Annotated in this window: 22 protein-coding genes; all 22 read right to left on the bottom strand. The window is 62.8% G+C overall.

Going from position 1 to position 20,889, the window contains the following annotated elements:
• Nucleotides 1-104: 104 nt before the first annotated feature.
• On the bottom strand, nt 105-1,247 hold the full coding sequence (gene flhB, locus HU719_RS19825) for a flagellar biosynthesis protein FlhB (RefSeq protein WP_186520805.1): 1,143 nt from the start codon (nt 1,245-1,247) through the stop codon (nt 105-107).
• 2 nt (nt 1,248-1,249) lie between these two features.
• Complete coding sequence (fliR, locus tag HU719_RS19820; protein ID WP_186520804.1) at nt 1,250-2,026, bottom strand: flagellar biosynthetic protein FliR; 777 nt, start codon at nt 2,024-2,026, stop codon at nt 1,250-1,252.
• A gap of 7 nt (nt 2,027-2,033) precedes the next feature.
• Entirely contained in the window at nt 2,034-2,303 is a 270-nt protein-coding gene (gene fliQ / locus HU719_RS19815) for a flagellar biosynthesis protein FliQ (RefSeq protein WP_186520803.1), read from the bottom strand.
• Nucleotides 2,304-2,324: 21 nt separating this feature from the next.
• A complete protein-coding gene (gene fliP, locus HU719_RS19810; protein ID WP_186520820.1) occupies nt 2,325-3,077 on the bottom strand; it encodes a flagellar type III secretion system pore protein FliP in 753 nt (250 codons plus the stop codon).
• A gap of 2 nt (nt 3,078-3,079) precedes the next feature.
• A complete protein-coding gene (fliO, locus tag HU719_RS19805; RefSeq protein ID WP_186520802.1) occupies nt 3,080-3,529 on the bottom strand; it encodes a flagellar biosynthetic protein FliO in 450 nt (149 codons plus the stop codon).
• Nucleotides 3,530-3,985, bottom strand: coding sequence for a flagellar motor switch protein FliN (fliN, locus tag HU719_RS19800; protein ID WP_186520801.1), 456 nt, complete (start codon nt 3,983-3,985; stop codon nt 3,530-3,532).
• A gap of 46 nt (nt 3,986-4,031) precedes the next feature.
• Nucleotides 4,032-5,000, bottom strand: a complete 969-nt coding sequence (fliM, locus tag HU719_RS19795) for a flagellar motor switch protein FliM (RefSeq protein ID WP_186520800.1) — start codon at nt 4,998-5,000, stop codon at nt 4,032-4,034.
• Nucleotides 5,001-5,010: 10 nt separating this feature from the next.
• On the bottom strand, nt 5,011-5,508 hold the full coding sequence (fliL, locus tag HU719_RS19790) for a flagellar basal body-associated protein FliL (RefSeq protein WP_186520799.1): 498 nt from the start codon (nt 5,506-5,508) through the stop codon (nt 5,011-5,013).
• A gap of 326 nt (nt 5,509-5,834) precedes the next feature.
• Nucleotides 5,835-7,145, bottom strand: a complete 1,311-nt coding sequence (locus HU719_RS19785) for a flagellar hook-length control protein FliK (protein ID WP_186537182.1) — start codon at nt 7,143-7,145, stop codon at nt 5,835-5,837.
• 70 nt (nt 7,146-7,215) lie between these two features.
• Nucleotides 7,216-7,563 carry an Hpt domain-containing protein gene (locus tag HU719_RS19780; RefSeq protein ID WP_186537181.1) on the bottom strand — a complete coding sequence of 116 codons (348 nt, stop codon included), beginning with the start codon at nt 7,561-7,563 and terminating at the stop codon, nt 7,216-7,218.
• Between the two features lie 61 nt (nt 7,564-7,624).
• A complete protein-coding gene (locus HU719_RS19775; protein ID WP_186537180.1) occupies nt 7,625-9,316 on the bottom strand; it encodes a fused response regulator/phosphatase in 1,692 nt (563 codons plus the stop codon).
• An 8-nt stretch (nt 9,317-9,324) separates the two neighbouring features.
• Nucleotides 9,325-9,630: an STAS domain-containing protein gene (locus HU719_RS19770; protein WP_186520795.1), complete on the bottom strand. Its 306-nt coding sequence runs from the start codon at nt 9,628-9,630 to the stop codon at nt 9,325-9,327.
• Nucleotides 9,631-9,832: 202 nt separating this feature from the next.
• Nucleotides 9,833-10,285 carry a flagellar export protein FliJ gene (gene fliJ, locus HU719_RS19765; protein WP_186520794.1) on the bottom strand — a complete coding sequence of 151 codons (453 nt, stop codon included), beginning with the start codon at nt 10,283-10,285 and terminating at the stop codon, nt 9,833-9,835.
• Between the two features lie 3 nt (nt 10,286-10,288).
• Nucleotides 10,289-11,650 (bottom strand): flagellar protein export ATPase FliI, encoded by a 1,362-nt coding sequence (gene fliI, locus HU719_RS19760; RefSeq protein WP_186537179.1) that lies wholly within the window; start codon nt 11,648-11,650, stop codon nt 10,289-10,291.
• The gene (gene fliH, locus HU719_RS19755; RefSeq protein ID WP_186537178.1) at nt 11,640-12,419 is read right to left on the bottom strand and encodes a flagellar assembly protein FliH; all 780 of its coding nucleotides are present in this window, start codon (nt 12,417-12,419) and stop codon (nt 11,640-11,642) included. Before fliH ends, fliI begins: the two co-directional genes overlap by 11 nt.
• Before the next feature lie 173 nt (nt 12,420-12,592).
• Nucleotides 12,593-13,612 (bottom strand): flagellar motor switch protein FliG, encoded by a 1,020-nt coding sequence (fliG, locus tag HU719_RS19750; RefSeq protein ID WP_186520791.1) that lies wholly within the window; start codon nt 13,610-13,612, stop codon nt 12,593-12,595.
• Nucleotides 13,605-15,386: a flagellar basal-body MS-ring/collar protein FliF gene (gene fliF / locus HU719_RS19745; protein ID WP_186520790.1), complete on the bottom strand. Its 1,782-nt coding sequence runs from the start codon at nt 15,384-15,386 to the stop codon at nt 13,605-13,607. The genes fliG and fliF overlap by 8 nt, the downstream gene beginning before the upstream one ends.
• A 15-nt stretch (nt 15,387-15,401) precedes the next feature.
• A complete protein-coding gene (fliE, locus tag HU719_RS19740; protein WP_186520789.1) occupies nt 15,402-15,734 on the bottom strand; it encodes a flagellar hook-basal body complex protein FliE in 333 nt (110 codons plus the stop codon).
• 105 nt (nt 15,735-15,839) lie between these two features.
• Nucleotides 15,840-17,216, bottom strand: coding sequence for a sigma-54-dependent transcriptional regulator (locus tag HU719_RS19735; protein WP_186520788.1), 1,377 nt, complete (start codon nt 17,214-17,216; stop codon nt 15,840-15,842).
• Nucleotides 17,216-18,427, bottom strand: a complete 1,212-nt coding sequence (locus HU719_RS19730; protein WP_186537177.1) for a sensor histidine kinase — start codon at nt 18,425-18,427, stop codon at nt 17,216-17,218. The genes HU719_RS19735 and HU719_RS19730 overlap by 1 nt, the downstream gene beginning before the upstream one ends.
• A 523-nt stretch (nt 18,428-18,950) precedes the next feature.
• Nucleotides 18,951-20,426 carry a transcriptional regulator FleQ gene (gene fleQ, locus HU719_RS19725; RefSeq protein ID WP_186522744.1) on the bottom strand — a complete coding sequence of 492 codons (1,476 nt, stop codon included), beginning with the start codon at nt 20,424-20,426 and terminating at the stop codon, nt 18,951-18,953.
• A gap of 166 nt (nt 20,427-20,592) precedes the next feature.
• Nucleotides 20,593-20,889: a flagellar protein FliT gene (locus HU719_RS19720; RefSeq protein ID WP_186536566.1), complete on the bottom strand. Its 297-nt coding sequence runs from the start codon at nt 20,887-20,889 to the stop codon at nt 20,593-20,595.

Below are 20,889 nucleotides of genomic sequence, written 5' to 3'. Positions count from 1 at the left end.
GCCACAAGGGAGCTCGCTACAAGAAGATATGCCTGGCGGGAACAGGGCTGCACATAACCGAGCAAGCCCACGCGCCAGGTAAATCAGAACAGCTCTACCCGCACTCACTCATCCCGCCGCAAATCATCAGGAATCGGCAGATCTTTCTTCAACGGCTCCGGCGACTTACCCTTGCCTGCTCGGTACTGCCGAATCTGGAACACATACGCCAACACCTGCGCCACCGCCAGGTACAAGCCTGCCGGGATCTCCTGCTCAAGCTCGGTCGAGTAGTAAATCGCCCGCGCCAACGCCGGCGACTCCAGAATCTGCACTTTGTGCTCAACCCCGATCTCACGCATTTTCAAGGCAATGAAATCCGTCCCCTTGGCCAGCAGCAACGGCGCTACCCCACCCTTCTCGGGGTCGTACTGCAACGCCACGGCATAGTGCGTCGGGTTGGTGATGATCACATCCGCATCCGGCACCGCCGCCATCATGCGCCGCTGGGAAGCCTCGCGCTGCAACTGCCGGATACGCTGCTTGACCTCAGGCTTACCCTCACTGTCCTTGTACTCGTCCTTCACTTCCTGCTTGGTCATCTTCATTTTCTGGTGCGTCTGATACAGCTGCAACGGCACGTCAGCCGCCGCGATCAGCAACAGCCCGGCAGCCATCCACAACGTGCTCCAGCCAACCACCTGCACAGCATGGATGATCGCCTGCTCCAGCGGCTCGTTGGCAATCGACATCAGCGCCTCGCGGTCGCTGGACAGCACCACCAGGGCCACGATCAGAATCACGAAAAACTTGGCCAGCGCCTTCAGTAGCTCCGTCAGCGCATTCATCGAAAACATCCGCTTGATGCCTGCCAGCGGGTTCATACGGCTGAATTTGGGCTGCAACAGGCTCCCGGAAAAAAGAAAACCACTCAACGCGATGGGCGCGACGAACGCCACCACGAACAGCAGGATCAGCACCGGCTGCACCGCCCAGATGGCCATCTTGCCCGAGGCCAACAGGAACGCGCCCATGCTGCGCTCATCGACGATCACCTCGCGCGTCAGGCTGAAGTTCATGCGCATCAGCGTCATCAGCGTCTCGGCCAGGTGGCCACCGAACATCAGCAGCGCACCCGCACCGGCAAGCGTGACACCCACCGTATTGAGCTCCTTGGAGCGCGCCACCTCACCTTTTTTGCGCGAGTCGGTCTTGCGCTTGTCGGTGGGGTCTTCTGTCTTGTCCTGACCGCTCTCGCTCTCAGCCATGCTCAGCTCGCCCGCGCCAGCTCACGCAGCCACTGCAGCGCTTCGCTGGCCAGTGCCTGGTAATGGGAAAGAATATCGGCAAGGCCGACCCAGAAGATGGCGATACCCAGCACCAGGGTCAGCGGGAAACCGATGGAGAAAATGTTCAATTGGGGCGCCGCGCGGGTCATCACGCCAAACGCGATGTTGACCACCAACAGCGCGGCGATCGCCGGCAGAATCAACAGCAATCCCGCGCCCAGCACCCAGCTCAGGCGCCCGGCCACATCCCAGAAATGCTCGACCACCAGCGCATTGCCGACCGGCAGCGTGGTGAAGCTTTCGGTGAGGATTTCGAACACCACCAGGTGCCCATTCATCAGCAGGAACAGCACACTCACCAGCATGGTCATGAACTGGCTGACCACCGCCACGTTGACGCCGTTGGCCGGGTCCACCATCGAGGCGAACGCCATACCCATCTGCACGGCAACGATCTGGCCGGCAATCACGAACGCCTGGAACAACAACTGCAAAGAGAAGCCGAACAGGGCACCAACGATGATCTGCTCGGCGCACAGCAGCAGGCCGCGAAGGCTCAGGGGGTCGAACTGCGGCAGCGGCGGCAGCGCCGGCACGATCACCACGGTGATAGCCACGGCCACGTACAGCCGCAGGCGCGCCGGGAGCATCTTGGTGCCGAAGATCGGCATGGTCATCAGCACCGCCGTCACCCGGAACAACGGCAGGATGAACGTGGCGACCCAGGTGCCGATCTGCGTGTCGGTCAGCTCCAGCATGGCCGCCTCAGCCGATCAACTGCGGGATGTTGGTGTACAGGCTGATGAAGTACTCCATGAACTTCTGCACCAGCCAAGGCCCGGCAATGATCAGCGTGATCAGCATCATCAGCAGGCGCGGCAGAAAGCTCAGGGTTTGTTCGTTGATCTGCGTGGCGGCCTGGAACATCGCCACCACCAGCCCCACCAGCAAGCTGGGGACCACCAGCGTTGCGACCATCAAGGTGGTCAGCCAGAGCGCGTCGCGAAACAGGTCAACGGCAATTTCCGGGGTCATCGAAGCTCTCCTGGGGCGGCGTCAGACGCCGCCGAAACTGCCGGCAAGGGTGCCCATGATCAAGGCCCAGCCATCCACCAGCACGAACAGCATGATCTTGAACGGTAGCGAGATGATCAGCGGCGACAGCATCATCATACCCATTGCCATCAGCACACTGGCCACCACCATGTCGATGATCAGGAACGGGATGAAGATCATGAAACCGATCTGGAACGCCGTCTTGAGCTCGGAGGTGACGAACGCCGGCACCATGATGGTCAACGGCACTTGGTCGGGGCCGGTGATATCGGTGCGCTTGGACAGGCGCATGAACAGGTCCAGGTCGCTCTGCCGGGTTTGCGCCAGCATGAAGTCCTTGAGCGGCACCTGCGCCTTGTCGATGGCCTGCTGGGCGGTCATCTGCTCAGCCAGGTAAGGCTGGATCGCGTCCTTGTTCACCCGGTCGAACACCGGCGCCATGATGAACATGGTCAGGAACAGCGCCATGCCGGTCAGCACCTGGTTCGATGGCGTCTGCTGCAGGCCCAGGGCCTGACGCAGAATCGAGAACACGATGATGATGCGGGTAAAGCTGGTCATCAGGATGACGAACGCCGGAATGAAGCTCAGCGCCGTCATGATCAGCAGAATCTGCAGGCTGACCGAATACTCCTGCTGCCCGTCCGCCCCGTTTGACAGGGTAATGGCCGGGATCGACAGCGGGTCGGCGGCCAGCGCCAGTGGTGCTGCCATCAGCAGCGCCAGAGTCAACAGCAAGCGCGTTGCGCCCATCATCACGTCTTGTCCTTCTGATCCTTGCCCATCAGCTCAAGCAGCCGCTGGGCGAATTCCGGCGTTGCCTGGCGGGCGCTATTGGGCACCTCGACCGGCTCGGCCAGCACATGCAGGGCCTCGATGCTGCCCGGCGAGTGGCCGATCAGAATCTGCTCCTTGCCCACCTGTATCAACAACAGACGATCGCGCGGGCCGATGGCACGGGTGCCGACGATCTCGATCACTGGCGCACCGCGCTGAGCGGTGCCCTGCATGCGCCGCAGCAGCCAGGCCAGGAAGAAGATCAGGCCCACTACCAACAGCAGCCCGAAGAGCATCTGCGCCAGCTGCCCGCCAAGGCCGCCGGGGGTTGCCGACGCAGTGGTCTGCACAGGCTGGGCCTGGGCGATGGCCACTTCGCTGAGCAACAACGCGCCCACGGCCGCAATGGCCCGCAAGGTGCCCTTCACTCAGCGCAGCTTCTTGATACGTTCGCTGGGGCTGATCACGTCAGTCAGGCGGATGCCGAACTTTTCGTTGACCACGACCACCTCGCCATGGGCGACCAGGGTGCCGTTGACCAGCACGTCCAGCGGCTCACCGGCCAGGCGGTCGAGCTCGATCACCGAGCCCTGGTTGAGCTGCAGCAGGTTGCGGATGTTGATCTCGGTGCTGCCCACTTCCATGGAGATGCTCACTGGAATGTCCAGGATCACGTCCAGGTTCGGCCCTTCGAGGCTGACGTTCTCGTTGGGCTTGGGCGAGCTTGCGAACTCTTCCATCGGCAGGCGATCACTGCCGCTGTCTGCCGCCAGCAGTGCGTCGATGTCGGACTGGCCGGCATCGCCGGTTTCTTCCAGGGCTGCGGCCCATTCATCGGCCAGGGCCTGATCGTCGGAAGCGTTGATGTCGTTTTCGTTAGCCATGATTTCCTCGACAGCCATTCAATTCGTTTAATGCGACCGTTGCGCCTCAGCGGCGCGGGATCGGGTCGATGACCTGCAGCGCCAGGTTGCCTTTGTGCGAACCCAGGCGCGCCTTGAACGCCGGCACACCGTTGGCGCGCAGCACCAGGTGCTCAGGCAGTTCCACCGGGATCACATCACCCGGCTGCATGTGCAGGATGTCGCGCAGTTTCATCTGGCGCCGCGCAACCGTTGCCGAAATCGGTACGTTGACGTCCAGTACGTCCTCGCGCAGGGCCTTGACCCAGCGCTCGTCCTGGTCGTCCAGGTCGGACTGGAAGCCCGCATCGAGCATTTCGCGCACCGGCTCGATCATCGAGTACGGCATGGTCACGTGCAGGTCGCCACCACCGCCATCAAGTTCGATGTGGAAGGTCGACACCACCACCGCCTCGCTCGGGCCGACGATGTTGGCCATGGCCGGGTTGACCTCGGAGTTTATGTACTCGAAGTTGACCGGCATGATCGCCTGCCAGGCTTCCTTGAGGTCGACGAAGCACTGGTCCAGCACCATGCGCACCACGCGCAGCTCGGTGGGGGTGAATTCACGCCCCTCGATCTTGGCGTGACGGCCGTCGCCACCGAAGAAGTTGTCCACCAGCTTGAACACCAGCTTGGCGTCGAGGATGAACAGCGAGGTGCCACGCAGCGGCTTGATCTTGACCAGGTTCAAGCTGGTGGGCACGTACAGCGAGTGTACGTATTCACCGAACTTCATCACCTGCACGCCGCCCACGGCTACGTCCGCCGAGCGGCGCAGCAGGTTGAACATGCTGATGCGGGTATAACGGGCGAAACGCTCGTTGATCATCTCCAGGGTCGGCATGCGCCCCCGGACGATACGGTCCTGACTGGTCAGGTCGTAGCTTTTGATACTGCCGGGGTCGCCACCGCTTTCGGTGGTGACCAGGCCATCGTCCACCCCATGCAACAGGGCGTCGATCTCATCCTGGGACAGCAGGTCCTGCACGGCCATCGGTGTGCTCCTACTGCAATACGAAGTTGGTGAACAGCAGCTGGTCGATGACCGGCTTGCCGACTTCTTTCTGGGCGACTTCCTGCACCACGGCGGTGGCTTTCTGGCGCAGCATCTCTTGACCGACCGGGCTGTTGGCCAGTACGTCGAAGCCTTGACCAGAGAACATCATCACAAGGTTGTTGCGAATCACCGGCATGTGCACTTTCAGCGCATCGAGATCGGCCTGGCTGCGGCCCTGCATGGTGATGCTCACCTGCATGTAGCGCTGGCGGCCATTCTGGTTGAAGTTGACCACGAAGGCTGGCGCCAGCGGCTCGTAGATCGCCGCCTGCTTGACGTTGGCTGCGGCGGGGTCGACTGCCGGAGCCGTTTCGCCCTTGTGCATGAAGAACCAGGTAGCGCCCACCGAAAGGCCGACGGCCAGCAGCAGGGCCACCACCAGCAGCAGGATCATCTTGAGTTTGCCTTTAGCGGCGGGGTCTTTCACTGCGTCGGTCTTAGCCATGCCAATAATCCGTCGTCCATCAGGGTTTCAAAGAGGATGACGAGGCTTGAGCAAGTGTTATGCCAGATTTGTCCGAGCGTGGGATCACAGTTCTGCGCAGGCCTGAACTGGCCCCATCGCAGGCTATCGCCAGCTCCCACAGAGACCGCGACCTGCCGCAACATCGAGGTCTGACCACAGACTCCTGTGGGAGCTGGCGACAGCGGCTATCGCCAGCTCCCACAGAGACCGCGACCTGCCGCAACATCGAGGTCTGACTACAGACTCCTGTGGGAGCTGGCGACAGCCTGCGATGAGGCCGGAACAAGACTGTACAAAACCATCGATCAGGCGTAGTAATCGACCGCGCTGTCGCCAATCACCACCTGCTGCTCGACCGGCTGTGTGGCGTCGGCCACATTTTCGCCCTCGCCTGCACCATTGGCGGCGCGGCGCGCGGCAACGCCGGAGAGGTTCGAGCCGCCCTGCTGGGCCTGCTGCTGCTGTTGCTCACGGGATTGGTCGGCAACGCTGACATCCGGTTGCGCCAGGCCCTGCTGGGCGAACAGTTCACGCAGGCGGTGGGCCTGGCTGTCGAGGGCATCGCGCACGCCGGCGTGGCCACTGACAAAGTGGATCTGCGTGGATTGGTCCGCCGCAACGTTGACGCGGATGTCCAGGCGCCCAAGTTCGGCGGGCTCCAACTGGATATCAGCCGACTTGAGGTTCTGGCTGGACAGGTACATGACCCGGTTGACCAGGCCCTCGGTCCACCCACCCTGGTTCATCGACAGCGGCTGCTGCAAGGGGCTTGGGGTCACCGGCACGGCATTGGCGGTCTTGGCGGTGGCTGCCTGGGTCAGGCTCGCCAGGCGATTGGCGAAATCGTCCACGCGGGTGTCGCTGCTGGCGTTCTTGAGATCCTTGAGGCCATCGTCGAGCAGCCCGGCAAAGGCTTTGTCACCACGCTCGGAACTGCCAGGCTCGGCCTCACCCTTCTGCACGAGGTTCGCCAAGGTATTGACGGCTGCCGCGTTCGGGTCGGTTGGCTGCTGGGCAGTCGCCTCGCTTCGTGCGCTGGCGGCGTGCGCAGAGGTGGTCCCCTGCGCCTGGGCAGTCTGCTCCAGCGCCAGGCGCAAGGTCGGCATGTCGGCCAATGGGTCGGCTTCGGGGTCGAACTCTGCCGGCGCAGGCGTTGCCGCTGCGGCGCTCACCGCCGGTTGGGCTGCCGCCTGCAACACCGGGGCGACGGCTTCGGCCTGGGCCTGAAGCAACTGCGCGCCGGGCTGGGCGTCGGTGACCTGGCCCGCTACAAGCGACGAATCCAGGGATGGCGCAGTGTCGCCGTCGCTTGCCTCGGCAACCGGCGTGACTGGCAAGGCATTGCCGTCATCGGCAACCGCTGGCGTTGCAGCGTCATCTTTCTTGCCGTTGTCGGCAGCCGCCGGTTTGTCTTTCGGGCTGGCCTGGGCGGGGCCTTTGGCCACTTTGTCATCAGGCGCAGGGACCGCGTCACGGCCTTGCTTGACCATCACTTTTTCAAAGCTTGGGCCCTTGTCTGCCGCGGGCTGTGGCTGTTTTTCGGCAACGCCTGCCGCCGGGCGCGAAGGCTTGTTCAGCAGGCCGGCTTGCAACAATGGGTTAGGTGCCACAGGCATTGAAAGGTCTCCACACCAGAAACTTGATAAAACATCTGGGTAAAGACAGGCAAAACTCGCGCCAGCTTTGTCAGCCGGCGGAAATTCGTTCCCGTTCGCTACCGTAAAACTGCTGCACTTCACGGTATTCGAGGTCGATCCGGTTGATCAGGTCCTCGATGCCATACAACGGCAACTGCCTGACCCGATCTTCCAGTTCCTGGCACAACCCTGCCAGGCCAACAGCGCCCATGTTCGAGCTGCTGCCCTTGAAGCTATGCGCGGCCATGCCAAGCTCGGCTGCGTCCTTGGCCTGGTGCAGCTGGCTCAAGCGCCGCTCGGAATCTTCCAGGAAGGTATCCAGTAGCTGCAGGTAGCCGTCCTCCATGATCTCGCGCAGGTCGCAAAGGACCTTGTGATCTATGTGCACATCCATCACGTGCTCACTCCCTGATCAAGCCTGATTGCAAAAGGCCAGGCGCCACCGCCGGGCCCACCCTTTACCATTGCACCGCCACCCGCGCCAGGCGCCCGCCATCAAGCCACTCGGCACTGTGCGCAAGGCGCTGCACCAGGTTCAGCCCCCGCCCGCAGAAGCCTTGGGCCTGCGGGCTGCGTGCCAACACCGACGCGACGTCAAAACCGTTGCCGCTGTCGCGCACCTCAATCATCAGACGGCCACCTGTGGCATGGGGTTCAACCCTGAGACCGATGCGCACCACACCGCCCACTTCGGCGGCCAGGCGCTCGGCGCGCTGGCGATAGTACTCCGAGAACCCCTGCGCGTCGCGTTTGAGCGATGAATCCAGGCCCAGCACACCGTGCTCAAGGGCATTGGCGTACAACTCGCTGAGCACACTGTGCAACAAGCCACTACTGGGCCTGAGCCCGTGAATCTCTTGCAGCAACTGCACCAGATACGGCACCGGGTTGAAACGGCGCAGGCTGTCGCCACGCAGTTCGAAGTCCAGCGACCAGTCCAAGGGGCTTGAACGACCGCTGTCGGAGTACACCACCGCCTGCGCCGCCGCGCCGTCCGGGCCGAGCATGCGCACATCGCACAGGCTGATATCATCCCGCGCCTGGCCGCCAAAGCGTGCCAGCGCCTGCATCAGCTCATCGAACAACTGCGCAGGCTCCCGATTTGCCGCAAGTACCTGATGCAGGCGTTGCTCGCCAAACAGCCGCTCCTGAGCATCGCCGCTGTCGACCACCCCGTCAGACAACAGCAGCAGGCGCTCACCTTCCGCCAGCGGCAGCACGCAGGTTGAATCGTCGAACCGCTCCGGCGGCAGAATCCCCAACGGCAGGTGGCGCGAGGCCAGCACGCCCAGCACCTCACCCGCCGCTGACAAGCGGTAGCCGTCGGGCATGCCGCCGCTCCACACCTCCACCGTGCCGCGCTGGAAGCTCAGGTTAAGCAGCAGTGCGCAGCAAAACATGTCCACCGGCAAGATGCGCTTGAGCTTGGCGTTCATTTCACGCAGCGTCTCGACCAGGCCGTAACCCTTGGCGGTCATGCCATAGAACACTTCAGCCAAGGGCATGGCGCCAACCGCAGCCGGCAAGCCATGGCCAGTGAAGTCACCAAGCAGCAGGTGCATGTCGCCGTTAGGGGCGTAGGCGGCCAGCAGCAGATCGCCATTGAACAGCGCATAGGGCGATTGCAGGTAACGGATATTTGGCGCGTTGAGGCAACCGGAGTGGGCGACCTTGTCGAACACCGCCTTGGCCACACGCTGTTCGTTGAGCAGGTGGTGGTGATGGCGGGTAATCTGGTCGCGCTGCTCAAGCACCGTCGCCTGCAGCCGCCGCAAGCGGTCCATGGCGCGGATTTTCGCCGCCAGAATGACCGGGCTGTAGGGTTTGGCCATGAAATCGTCGCCGCCTGCCTCCAGGCAACGCACCAGCCCCTGCTCTTCGTTGAGCGAGGTGAGGAAGATGATCGGCACCAGCGCTTCGCCAGCCAACGCCTTGATCTGCCGGGCGGCCTCGAAGCCGTCCATCACCGGCATCAGCGCGTCGAGCAAGACGATCTGCGGGCGCTGCTGCATGAACAGCTGCACCGCCTGCGCGCCATCCTCGGCGGTACACACCTCATGCCCCTGGCGGCGCACGATCTGCGCCAGCAGCAGACGGTCGGCAGCGCCGTCCTCAGCGATCAACACACGCAACGCCTGGTTGGCAGGCATGAGGGCGCTCAACTGATATCGAACAGTTTGTCGAAGTTGGAGATGGCAAGGACCTTGCGCACATCATCACTGGCGTGCACCAGGCGGATGTCGGAGTCATCGCCACCGACGTGATCGCGCAGCAACAGCAGCATACCCAGCGCAGAACTGTCGAGATAGGTGGCTTCCTTCAGGTCTACCACCACCGAATCCAGCACAGGATGCTGACGTTCATAGGCATCTCTGAATTCCTGATGCTTGCCGAAGTCAAAGCGGCCCTTGATCTTGATCGTGAGTTTCTTCCCTTCCTGCGAAAAAACGGATTCCACTGCCATGCGAGCGATTCCTTCGATGATGGCGAATGCAGCTTAGAAAGGTTTAGCAGTGCGCGCCCCGGGCTGCAAGGTTGCCACCACCGCGCGCACCTTGTAGGAGCGGCCTTGCGTCGCGAAAGGGCTGCGTAGCGGCCCCAGCATTTTTGAATAAAGCCGAGATCCTGGGGCCGCTACGCAGCCCTTTCGCGACACAAGGCCGCTCCTACAGGGGGCTTTGCCTTGGCAGGCGCTGCGACAGCTCGTCGAGCAGGCGCTGCTCGCGCTTGTCTTCGGCGCGGCGGGCTTCGTCCATGTAGCGCTGCACCAGCTTGCGCAAGCCCTCGACCTTGGCGTACGCCTGCTGCCAGGTGCCACGGGCGTTGTTGAGGTTGTTCTGGTGCCAGGCCATGCTCTGGCGCTGCTGGGTCATAGCCGTCTCGAGCTGGCCAAGAAAGCGCTGGTAGTTGACCAGCCAGTTGCCGTTTACGCCCTGCCCGCCTCGGTCGATCCACTGCGCCTGGTAGCCTTCGCGAAAGCTTTCCAGCTCTTTGAGCTTGGCTTGCGCCTGGGCCACCTGCTGCTGAAAGTGCCCCAGGCGCTGCGCAGCCTTGCGCTCGGCCTCCTCAGCCATTTGCACCACTGGCGCCAGGCGCGCAGCGCGACTTGGCTGGGCCATGGTTTAGCGGCCTGTGCCTGGAGGCGTGAAGATCGCCTCAAGCTCGGTGCGGCTCTGTGTCATCGACACATTTTCATCGAGCCCCTGGCGCAGATAATCGACCATGCGTGACTGCAAGGCGATGGCAAGGTCGGTCTCAGGATCGCCGCCAGCTACATAGGCGCCGACGCTGATCAGGTCGCGGCTCTGCGACAGGCGCGACCACAGCTGCTTGAGTTTCTGCGCCTGGCGCAGATGGCCAGCATCGACCACCTGCGGCATTACCCGGCTGATCGACGCTTCGATATCGATGGCTGGGTAGTGACCCTCTTCGGCCAAGCGCCGCGACAGCACGAAGTGGCCGTCCAGCACGCCTCGCGCCGAGTCGGCGATGGGGTCCTGCTGGTCGTCCCCTTCGGAGAGCACGGTATAGAAGGCCGTAATCGACCCGCCACCGGCCTCGCCGTTACCGGCGCGCTCGACCAGCTTGGGCAGCTTGGCGAACACTGAAGGCGGGTAGCCACGCGTGGCCGGCGGCTCGCCGATGGCCAGGGCGATTTCACGCTGGGCCTGGGCAAAACGGGTCAGCGAGTCCATCAGCAACAGGACATTCTTGCCCTTGTCGCGGAAGTATTCAGCAATCCGCGTGCAGTACATCGCTGCCCGCAAGCGCATCAAAGGCGCATCGTCAGCAGGCGAAGCCACCACCACCGAACGTTTGAGCCCTTCCTCGCCGAGGATGTGCTCGATGAACTCCTTGACCTCGCGGCCCCGCTCACCGATCAGCCCGACCACAATGATCTCGGCTTCGGTAAAGCGGGTCATCATGCCCAGCAGCACTGACTTACCCACACCGGTACCGGCGAACAGGCCCAGACGCTGGCCACGGCCGACGGTCAACAGGCCATTGATGCTGCGAATGCCAACGTCCAGCGGCTGGCTGATCGGGTCGCGGTTGAGCGGGTTGATTACCGGCCCGTCCATCGGCACCCAGTCTTCGGCCTTCATGCCGCCCTTGCCATCCAGGGCACGGCCGGCGCCGTCGAGCACCCGGCCGAGCATGCTCATGCCCATGGGCAGGCGGCCGCTGTCATCCAGCGGCACCACCCGCGCCCCTGGGGCAATGCCGGCAATGCTGCCGACCGGCATCAGGAACACTTTGTTACCGGCAAAGCCCATCACCTCAGCTTCAACCTGTACCGGGTGATAGCTGTCGTCGTTGATCACCATGCAGCGACCGCCCACAGCGGCGCGCAGCCCCTCGGCCTCAAGGGTGAGGCCGACCATGCGCAGCAGACGGCCTTCGACCACCGGCTTGGCAGGCAGCTTCACCGCGTCCTGGTAACCCTCAAGACGCTTGCCGAAGCTGGTCCGCTCAAGGCGCATCGGTGGGCTCCACCGGGGCCGCGGGGGCCTGCAGGTCGACCGAAATATCAGGTGTCGAAGGGTGCAGCGCCTGATCGTGGGACTGGTCGAACAACTGCGCAACCGCCTTCTCGATGCGCGTTTCCATGGTCGCATCGATACGGCTGTGGGCAGTCTCGATGCGGCAGCCGCCGGGCAGCAGGGCTTCGTCTTCGAGCAGCTTCCAGTTCTCTTCGTGGCGTTCGCGCAGGGCCTTGGCCAGCTCGAAATCCTGCGGGTTGAGGTGGATGCGAATGTTCTCGGCGCCCATGGGCAGCAACTTCAGCGCTTCACGCAGCACGTGGGTGACCTGGCTGGAGTCGCCGCGCAGCTCGCGGCCTATCACCTGGCGCGCCATATTGGCGACCAGGTGCACCAGGCCTTTTTCGATCTGCGTGTCCTGCTCGGCAATCGGTTCGAGCAGGTGCGTCATCAGTTGTTCAAGGCTGGCCAGCTTGGCTGCCAGGGCCACTTCGGCCTCCTGGCGCACCTTGATCTGAGTGCTGTGAAAACCTTCGCGCTCGCCCGTGGCAAAGCCTTCGTTGTAGGCCTCCTGGCGGATCGCTTCGAGCTCTTCAAGGGTCAATGGCTGGACTTCATCCAGCGGGACTTCTTCGACTTCCTCGACGATCTCGGGCTCAGGTTCAGGCTCCGGCGGCGGCGCCGGGTCGAAGCTTGGGAGCGCCCAGACATCGACGCCCTCAAGGTCACGGGCGCGTATCAGATCGCTGGGATGGACGGTGGTGGACATACTGAAAAGCCTCGTTAGCTGCAAGCTTCAAGCTGCAAGTAAAAGCAGGCCCGCGTTCGCGGCGCTTATTGCAGCTTGCCTCTTGAATCACAAGCTTCGAGCGTCAAGCCACAAGGACAAGCACCTATCGCAGGCCCGCTTCCACTTGCAGCTTGCAGTTCGAAGCTTGCAGCTTAAATCATTTCCTCGGCGCCTTTGCCGCCGAGCACGATCTCGCCGGCCTCGGCCATGCGGCGGGCGATGGTGAGGATTTCTTTCTGCGCCGTTTCCACGTCGCTGACGCGCACCGGGCCCTTGGCTTCGAGGTCGTCGCGCAGCAGTTCCGAGGCACGCTTGGACATGTTCTTGAAGACCTTGTCCTTGACCCGCTCGTCGGCACCTTTGAGCGACACCACCAGCACATCCGAGGACACCTCCCGCAGCAGCGCCTGGATACCCCGGTCGTCGACGTCGGCCAGGTTGTTGAAGACGAACATCAAGTCTTCGATCTGCTCGGACAGCTCGCTGTCGATCTCGCGGATCGAATCCATCAGTGCACCTTCGACGGAGCTGTCGAGGAAGTTCATGATGTCGGCAGCGCGCTTGATACCGCCCAGCGTGGTACGGGCCGCGTTGGAGTTGCCCGAGAACTGCTTCTCGAGGATCTGGTTGAGCTCTTTGAGCGCCGCAGGTTGTACGGTGTTCAACGACGATACGCGCAGCACGATGTCCAGGCGCACTTTATGGTCGAAGTTGCTCAGCACTTCACCGGCCTGGTCGGGGTCGAGGTAGGCGACCACGATCGCCTGGATCTGCGGGTGCTCGAAGCGGATCACGTCAGCCACGGCACGCGGCTCCATCCACTTCAGGCTATCCAGGCCGCTGGTATTGCCACCGAGCAGAATGCGGTCGATCAGGCCGTTGGCCTTGTCTTCGCCCAGCGCCTGGCTGAGCATCTTGCGGATGTAGCTGTCGGAGCCCACGCCCAGGCTGGTCTGGTCGCCGACGATCTCGACGAACTCGCTCATGACCTGCTCGACCTGCTCGCGATGGACGTTGCCCATCTGCGCCATGGCCACACCGACCCGCTGCACTTCCTTGGGGCCCATGTGACGCAGCACCTGTGCGGCATCGGTCTCGCCAAGCGAGAGCAGGAGGATAGCCGCTTTGTCGACACGGCTCAGCTTGGCGGTAACGGCTCGGTTGTCACTCATCGTCGTTGATCCACTCTTTCACGACCTGGGCCACGCGGCCCGGATCTTCGGCCACCAGGCCTTTGATTGCGTTGAGCTGTGCTTCGTAACCCTCGGTAGGGCTTGGCAACAGAATACTTGTCGGGCCACCCAGGCTTACCCGGTCGTTGGCAAGTTCGCCATCCAGACCGATCATCCCGCCCAGCTCCATGTCGCCATCTGCAGCAGCTTGCTTGCCGCCACCGGTAATGTTGTTGAGCACCGGGCGCAGCACGCCGAACACCAGGATCAGGATGAACACCACGCCCAGCACTTGCTTGACGATGTCCCAGAACCACGGCTGCGAATAGAACGGAATATCCACCAGTTCGTCGCCACGGTCAGCAGCGAACGGCACGTTGATCACGGTCACGCTGTCGCCACGGCTGGCATCGAAGCCTACGGCGTCCTGCACCAGGCGGGTGAAACGCGCCAAGTCTTCGGCGTTCCATGGGCTGCGGGTGGCTTCGCCGTTGGCAGCGTCGAGCTTGACCTGGTCGTCGACCACCACGGCCACCGACAGGCGCGTCAGGCGCCCCTGCTGCTGACGGGTATGGCTGATCGAACGGTCGAGTTCGAAGTTCTTGGTGCTCTGCAGACGCTTGTCACTCGGGTACGGCGCGAGCATCGGCTGGCCGGTGGCCGGGTCCATGATCTGCTGACCGTTGGAATCGACCAGCGGCTGGCCAGGCTGGATCGCGCCAGCCGCACCGGCTGCACCGCCAGTGGTCTGTGGCGCACTGGCAGGGCCTGGTGGCTGGTTGCTCAGCGCGCCGGGGACGCCTTGCGGGCCCTGGCTACTGGAGCGCTGTTCATTGACCGACTGCTCGCTGCGCAGCGCTGGCTGGTCAGGGTTGAACTGCTCGGAGGTGGACTCCACGGCACTGAAATCGACGTCGGCCGACACTTCAGCCTTGTAGCGGTCATTACCCAGCACCGGCTGCAGGATGTTGTGCACACGCTGGGTGAGCATGCCTTCCATACGGCGGCTGTAGTCGAACTGCTTGCCGGCCATGGTCAGCGCGGTGTCTTGCAGTTGCTCGGAGAGCAGGTTGCCCTTCTGGTCGACCACGGTGACCTGGGACTTGTCCAGTTCTGGCACGCTGGTGGCGACCAGGTTGACGATCGCCATCACCTGGCCTGCTTCCAGCGCACGGCCGGGGTACAGCTCGACCAGTACCGAAGCACTTGGCTTGCGTTCGTCACGCACGAACACCGAGCTTTTCGGGATGGCCAGGTGCACGCGAGCAGCCTTCACATTGTTCAGGCTCGACACCGTACGCGCCAGCTCGCCTTCAAGGCTGCGGCGGTAGCGGGTGGCTTCCATGAACTGGCTGGTACCCAGGCCCTGCTCCTTGTCGAGCAGCTCGAAGCCGACGTTGCCGTCGCTCGGCGCAACACCTGCGGCTGCAAGCTTCAGGCGCGCACGGGAGAGGTCGTCGGCCTTGACCAGCAGGGCACCGGAATTGGGCTCTACGTTGTAGGGAATATCGGCAGCGGCCAGGGTGTCCATGACCTGCTTGGTGTCCATGCCGGCAAGGCTGCCGTACAGCGGGCGGTAGTCCGGCTGCTGTGACCACAGCACCACGGCAAAACCGATGGCCACGCTGGCAGCCAGGCCGACCAGCAGGCCCACCTGACGCAGCATGGGCATCTGCGAGATGTTTTCCAGGAACGACATACCGAACAGCGGCGGCTTGGCTGCTGGCGGCCCGCTTTTGGCGGGGGCGTTATCGACGGTTGCTGCTTCGGCCATGACTCAACTCTCGCCTTAAACCGGCATCTGCATGATGTCCTGGTACGCTTGCACCAGCTTGTTACGCACCTGGGTCAACGCCTGGAACGACACCGAAGCCTTTTGCGAGGCAATCATCACGTCGGTCAGGTCCACGCCGCTCTTGCCGATTTCGAAGGCATTGGACAGCTGGGTGGATGCCTGCTGCACATCGCTGACCTTGCCGATGGCTTGGCCAAGCATGTCGGCAAAGCTGCTCTGACCCGGCGCCAGCTCAGGGGCTGCAGCGACTTTGGGCAGCGACATGGCATCGGCCTGCATGGCACGCATGTCCAACATCAGACGATTGAATTCAACACCTTGGGTCATGGACTTCTCTCTCCGGCGGCCGCATTTTTTTGACAGTCATGCAGCGGGTAGGCTGGAACTAGCAAGAGCAGTGCCAGTACGCGTTTTTACATTCAAAACGATGCATCAACCGAACAGGCCGGCCTCCACATCAAGGCCGGCATCACGCATTTGCGCAAGCTTGTAGCGCAGCGTGCGCGGGCTGATGCCCAGACGCTCAGCGGCTTCCTTGCGGCGACCACGTTCGGCACGCAAGGTATCGATGATCATCTGGAATTCATGGCGGCGCATGTCGTCGCCCAGCCCACCCTGCTCGACCGTCAAATCTGCGGATAATGGCGCAATAGTGGCCACCCCAGGTGCCGACAACGGAATGACGCCGGCCAGACAGAAATCCGCCGCCTCGATGACGCCGCCCTGCTGCAGAATCAATGCCCGCTGCAGCGCGTTGTCCAACTCGCGCACGTTGCCAGGCCAGGCGTAGCTTTGCAGGCAGGCGCGGGCATCGGCAGACAACCGCACCGGTGCGTGTTTCATCTTGCCGACATGCCGCGCCAACAGGCGCTCGGCCAGCGGCAGAATGTCGGCGGGCCGCTCGCGCAGGGCGCTCCATGCCAGCGGGAACACCGACAAGCGGTAGAACAGGTCTTCACGAAAACGCCCTGCGGCCACTTCACCGGCCAAGTCGCGGTTGGTGGTGGCCAGCACGCGGATATCCAGTGCAATTGGCTTGCGCCCCCCTACCCGCTCCACTTCACGCTCCTGCAGCACACGCAGCAGCTTGGCCTGTAGCGCAAGGGGCATTTCGGAAATTTCGTCGAGCAGCAACGTGCCACCTTCGGCCTGCTCGAACTTGCCAGGCTGGGCAGCGATGGCGCCGGTAAACGAGCCCTTCTCATGGCCGAACAGCGTGGCTTCGAGCATGTTGTCAGGGATGGCTGCGCAGTTTATCGCCACGAAAGGCGCTGCCGCCCGCGGCGATTGCTGGTGAATGTAGCGCGCCAGCACCTCCTTGCCGGTGCCCGATTCGCCCGAAATCAACACCGTCGACTCGCTGCGCGCAACCCGCGCTGCCAGCTCCAGCAGCTGCCGGCTGGCAGGTTCGCTGGCGACCGGGCCGTCATCTTCGCTATTGCCAAGCCGACCAGCGGCATGGCGCTCGACCAGGCTCAACAAGGCCTGCGGCTCAAAGGGCTTTACCAGGTAATCCACAGCGCCTTGGCGCATCGCATCCACCGCCCGCTCGACCGCAGCGTGGGCGGTCATCAGCAAAACCGGCAACTCCGGGTGGTTGCGCCCAAGCTGGGCGAGCAGTTGATGGCCGTCCATACCCGGCATGTTGACGTCGCTGACGACCAGGCTGAACGGCTCCTGGCCAACAGCCAGCAAGGCCTCTTCGGCCGACGCTACGGCGCGGTGGGCGAAACCGCCGATTTCCAGCGTATCGGTGAGCGCCTGGCGCAATACACGGTCGTCTTCGACCAGCAATACCTTGATATCCATCAGTGGGTCTCCGGTGCTCCGATCAAAGGCAGCACTACATAGGCACAGGTGCCACGGCCGGGCCTGGAACGCAGGCGCAGCACGCCCTGGTGCGCACGAGCCACCGCCTGCACGACGGCAAGGCCCAGGCCAGTGCCGGTTGCCTTGGTGGTGAGGAAAGGTTCGCCCAGGCGCCCGAGCAGCTCAGCGTCGATACCAGAGCCCGCATCACTGATGCACAGGTGCAGGTTCTGCTCGCGGCGGTACAGGTGAACCTTGAGCCGCGCAGGTTCCGCGCTGGCTTGCAAGGCGTTGTCGATCAGGTTCAGCACAGCACCCACCAGGGTGTCGCGATTGCACAGCAACTCTCCCAGCTGAACATCGCACTGCCAGCGCACCGCATGGCCTTGCACGTGGGTTTGCGCTGCGTGTTGCAAGGCCTGGAACAGAGCCTTGGGGGTCAGGCGATCAACCAGGGGCAACTCGCCGCGGGCGAACACCAGCATGTCGCGCACCTGGTGCTCCAGTTCTTGCAGGCGCTCTTTCAAGCTGCCGGCAAAGCGCAGGCGGGTTTCTTCAGGCAGGTCGCGCCCAGCATCGGCCAGGTGGCTGGCATACAGCATGGCCGCCGACAGTGGCGTGCGGATCTGATGCGCCAACGAGGCGACCATGCGCCCCAGCGAGGACAGCCGTTCATGGCGCGCCAACTGGCCCTGCAACCGACGGGTTTCGGTGAGGTCGGTCAACAGCACCAACTGGCCAGGCTCGGCATCCAGCGAGCGGGTGGCGATGGACAGGCGACGGCCATCGCGCAGCGACACCTCGTGGCCATCGTCCTTGCGCGGCGCAAAGCTGCGGGCAATCACCTCGCGCCAGAGCAAGCCGATCAGCGGCTCGCCGAGCAACTCGCAGGCGGCGGGATTGGCTTCGCACACATAGCCTTGCGCGTCGATCACGATCACGCCCCCGGGCAGCAGGTCGAGCAGGTTCTGCAGGCGGTTGGCCAGGCGTTCTTTTTCACCAAGCTCGGCCATGCGCTGCGCACTGACCACCGCCAACTCGCCCTTGAGCTCGCTGACGCGCGCTTCGAGCATGCCGTAGGACTCGGTGAGCTGAGTGGAAACCTGGCTGAACAGGGCAAACGCCTGTTCCAGGCCCAGTCGACTTTCCTGCTCGACCGGGATTACTCCCTGGACAGCAGGGACTCGGGACTTGGGGGCGGCCTGGGGCATGGTGCTCTCTCGCATGGCTGACCGTCATAAAAACGGTGTGATGCCAGCGGTGTAGCAATAGCCGTGCCGGGGATAGGGATTTAGCTGCAATAGTGCGGATTAGGCGGCACCGACTGCGCCGTTACAGCGATGGGTCTTGTGCAAGCCTTTGCCGGCCTCATCGCAGGCTATCGCCAGCTCCCACAAAAACCGCGCAGAGCCGCGATATTGATGCCTGGCGCAGATGCTTGTGGGAGATTCTATGGTTTCGGGCAAGTCGCTTTTGATTGTGTAGGAGCGGCCTTGTGTCGCGATGGGCTGCGAAGCAGCCCCAGGATTTGTGCACCCACCAGAATCGCTGGGGCTGCTTCGCAGCCCATCGCGACACAAGGCCGCTCCTACACTGACCGCGTAAAACGGCACCGAGATAGCGACAAGCCACATTCCGTGGGAGCTGGCGCCAGCCTGCGATAGGGCCAGAACAGGCTTGTAGAAAACTGAGGGCGGGACCGCCAGCAAGGGCCGCCAAGCGGCCCTTGCTGGGTCAATCTTCTGCCTGTTCCTCGCCACCCTGGCGGCTCATGCCGTACTTGCGCATCTTTTCCACCAGCGTGGTGCGGCGGATGCGCAGGCGTTCGGCAGCGCGGGCAACAATGCCGTTGGCATCATCCAGCGCCTGCTGGATCAGGCCCTGCTCAAGGCCACCGAGGTAATCCTTCAGGTCAAGACCTTCAGGCGGCAGCATGGCCTGGTTGGCGAAGTTCGGCGTGTGGCCGTTGATGGCAACGCGCTCTTCGAGGTCGCTGCGCAGGCTGTCGACCAACTGCTCGTCTTCATCATCGACATAGCGGAATTTCTTCGGCAGCTCTGATACGCCAATCACTCCATAGGGGTGCATGATCGCCATGCGCTCCACCAGGTTGGCCAATTCACGCACGTTACCCGGCCAGCCGTGGCGGCACAGCGACATGATCGAGGCTGAGTTGAAGCGGATCGAGCCACGCTTCTCATGCTCCATGCGCGAAATTAGCTCGTTCATCAGCAGCGGAATGTCCTCGACGCGCTCGCGCAGCGGGGCCATCTCGATGGGGAAGACGTTCAGGCGGTAGTAAAGGTCTTCGCGGAAAGTGCCGTCCTCGATCATGTTCTCGAGGTTCTTGTGGGTGGCCGCAATAATGCGTACATCGATGCTCTGGGTCTTGTTGCTACCCACGCGTTCGAATGTACGTTCCTGCAGCACACGCAGCAGCTTGACCTGCATCGGCAGCGGCATGTCACCGATTTCGTCGAGGAACAGCGTGCCGCCATTGGCCAGCTCGAAACGCCCGGCACGGCTGGTGATGGCGCCGGTGAAGGCGCCTTTCTCATGGCCGAACAGTTCGCTTTCGAGCAGCTCGGCAGGGATGGCCCCGCAGTTGACCGGCACGAACGGCGCTTCACGGCGCTTGGAGTGGTAGTGCAGGTTGCGCGCCACCACCTCCTTGCCGGTACCGGACTCCCCCAGAATGAGCACGCTGGCGTCGGTGTCGGCCACCTGCTGCATCATCTGCCGCACATGCTGGATGGCGCGGCTGGTGCCCACCAGGCTACGGAACAGGTTGGGCTCGCGCTGGCGACCGCGCTCACGGGCCTGGTCGTACATCTCGCGATAGACCTGGGCACGGTGCAGCGAATCGAGCAGTTGGCTGTAGCTCGGCGGCATCTCGAGGCTGGAAAGCACGCGCCGGCGAAGGTCCTCGGGAAACTCGGCCGAAGAATTTTCACCCAAGAACAGCACAGGAAGGAACTCATCCCAGCCAGCCACTGTCTTAAGCAGCCCGAGCACACTGCCCGGAGCGTTTACGGCCCCGATGAGCACACACAGCACTTCACGACTCGAAGACAAAGATTCAACCGCTTGCTGCCAGTTATCACTGGAGCAGGGCAGGTTTTCTTCGCCAAGGAAATTCAGGACCACCGCCAGATCGCGGCGGCGTGGGCTGTCGTCATCGATCAGGAGAATCTTGGTTTCACGCCACATGCAATAGCAACTTCCCTAGTCATCTCGGCGCCCGTGGGGCGTGCTCGACATCATTCGACTGAATGGTCAGTGTTCGGACGTCTGAAATTCGGATACAGCCACTAGTTAAGTCAAAAAAGAGCGCGCAGTCAATTTAATGGCGCGCTTTTTCTAGTGTTATTCGTGGTCAGCTGAACAGATGGTATACCTTCGCCGCGCTTTTTGCCTGACGTATCTGCGTCATCTCGTCGACTATTGATTGACGCTCGCCACTGGCAACCTCGATCAATTGCCGGTAAACCGCCAGTAATTCCTCGAGGCTTGCCCGTACTCCCGCCTCGTTGCTGCCGGCTTCGGCCAGCACATCGTCGACGCATACCCTGCATTTCAGGTCGAGTTCGCCCACTGCGTCCCAGTCCCGGTTGCTCAGCGCAGCCAGCAGGGCGTCACGGGTTTGCTCGATACGCTCGATCACCTCGCTCAT

Origin of the sequence: Pseudomonas farsensis (genome assembly GCF_014268805.2) — a bacterium.
GTDB classification, from domain to species: domain Bacteria; phylum Pseudomonadota; class Gammaproteobacteria; order Pseudomonadales; family Pseudomonadaceae; genus Aquipseudomonas; species Aquipseudomonas farsensis.
Note: the sequence above shows the minus strand (reverse complement) of the source record. Positions and strands in the feature narration are given on the sequence as shown.